Genomic DNA, 1760 nt, shown 5'->3' with positions numbered 1-1760 from the left:
TTTATAAGAATTGGATTTTCCATAATTTTTCCTCCCTAACGCCTCTTGGCGATTTTTTGTGCGTGGTTTATGGAATAAATTAGTACATTACGCACTAAAGATACTCAAGTACATAATGTACTATTTTTTTTAAAAAAATAAAAAAGACGAATCAGGGCACAATTTAGAGAATCAAAATTTTGCTGTTTACTGATAAAAATCAAGCAAACTTGCTTCAATCTGTTGATGGCAATCTAATCGATAACGTGAACAGAGAATCGTATTGTGTTTACATATCAAGAATAGTGCGCCGTACACGACCTATTATAGAGATAGCGCCTTCAAGTTTTGGAGCCTTTATTGTCTTGTCGTATGAAGCGGGCTGAAAAGGAGGATCATCATTAGGTCTGTATCGTTTATATGTCGCTTGTCCAGATTCATCTGCAATTACATAGCAGGCATTAGGCACAAGTTTTTTGTCTCGCATATTTACAAATATTATAGAATCTGGAGGGCTAATTTTATTCATAGATGCGCCATCTACACGTAAAGCAATCCATTCACCGGCAGGAAGATTAACAGCCTCTGTCATAGGATAATCTGAAAAATCCCTTATCCCATCTTGCTCGCTTAATTCTCCAGCGCTAATCCATGAAACGACAGGAATACTTATATTGAGGTTAGGATTTTCTTGAGGAGACTCGCCATACAAAATCCACCCCGGATCTACATTAAATACTTGTCCATAGAGCTCGGCTATTTGGCGCGAAATACCACGATTTCCATTTTCGTGACTAATTAGGGTATTTTGATTAAGAGCTGGTATAGCGCGCGCAGCTTCGCTTGGTGTTGCGTATCCAGCATTCTTACGCGCTATTTTAAGTCTATCTTTTGGCAAATAAGTCATTTGTACATTATCCACTATTTTTTTAATTCATTGTGTACGATTTTATCTTGATTTAAAATTGTACGTAATGTACTATTTGTGTCATGGTTAATGATTTTTATGTCAAAAGTTTGATTGAATCTTGGGGATCTATACGCCAATTTGCAAAAGAAATTGGTTGTAGCTATGAGGCTGCGCGTAAAATGCGTGATCGCAATAGTATTTCTCCAAAATACTGGAATATAATTATTCAGTTGTCTAAAGCCAAGGGTCTATCTTGGGTTACACTAGATTGGTTCCTACATAATTATGGGAGTAAATCCCATAGAGTTATTCGTCCAATGACAAAACGAAGAAAAGATACGCTTCATCTGGTGGAGAAAATTAGTACAGCAAATGCATCACAAACAGTAATATCTTCTCATAGTGCTGCTCATACAGAAAATAACAAACATCAACAGCATCATTCACACTCTTAAACAGGCAAAAATAAAGAGATCAAATAAATAGATTACGCGTCACCATGCGCACGCATAAATACGCAACAGCTTTAAGGGGGGGATTATGATCACTAATTTATATTTAATGAAAGAAGGGCGCGCGCATATCTAATGGTATGCCATGGATAAGATTCCATTTGTATGACTGGATAAGTGGTACAAATGGAATGACATCTGAACAACGGGGGGTTTATATAACCCTTCTCGTTTACATGTATGAAAAAAAAAGAACCACTTAAAACAGATTTTCAAACGCTTGCACGCGTTTGTCATTGTTCGCAGAAAAAATTTGCAGCTATTGTCGAATACTTAATGAGGAATGATAAACTTGTTGAGACAGATAATGGATTGTGGAATACGCGCGTTGAAGAAGAGCTGAACGATTTTGCTGATAA

2 protein-coding genes and 1 pseudogene are annotated in these 1760 nt (G+C 36.6%); 2 read left to right on the top strand and 1 reads right to left on the bottom strand.

The window, feature by feature from the left end; all coding sequences use genetic code 11:
- Positions 1 to 268: 268 nt before the first annotated feature.
- Positions 269 to 886 (bottom strand): S24 family peptidase, encoded by a 618-nt coding sequence (locus ACFING_RS09660; protein ID WP_375630740.1) that lies wholly within the window; start codon positions 884 to 886, stop codon positions 269 to 271.
- An 83-nt stretch (positions 887 to 969) separates the two neighbouring features.
- On the opposite strand from ACFING_RS09660, the gene ACFING_RS09655 reads away from it, so the two are divergent.
- On the top strand, positions 970 to 1344 hold the full coding sequence (locus ACFING_RS09655) for a hypothetical protein (protein ID WP_375630738.1): 375 nt from the start codon (positions 970 to 972) through the stop codon (positions 1342 to 1344).
- A 125-nt stretch (positions 1345 to 1469) separates the two neighbouring features.
- Positions 1470 to 1760: pseudogene (locus ACFING_RS09650) on the top strand (DUF1376 domain-containing protein); the annotation flags it as partial.

This window comes from Bartonella sp. AP150HLJHH (assembly GCF_042196385.1).
Taxonomy (GTDB): domain Bacteria; phylum Pseudomonadota; class Alphaproteobacteria; order Rhizobiales; family Rhizobiaceae; genus Bartonella.
The sequence above is the reverse complement of the archived record's forward strand: the minus strand, read 5'-3'. Positions and strand labels throughout refer to the sequence as shown.

Bases quoted from the DNA above. Each gene is read 5' to 3' on its own strand.
- ACFING_RS09660 (WP_375630740.1), bottom strand. From the start codon at position 886: ATGACTTATTTGCCAAAAGATAGACTTAAAATAGCGCGTAAGAATGCT.
- ACFING_RS09655 (WP_375630738.1), top strand. From the start codon at position 970: ATGGTTAATGATTTTTATGTCAAAAGTTTGATTGAATCTTGGGGATCT.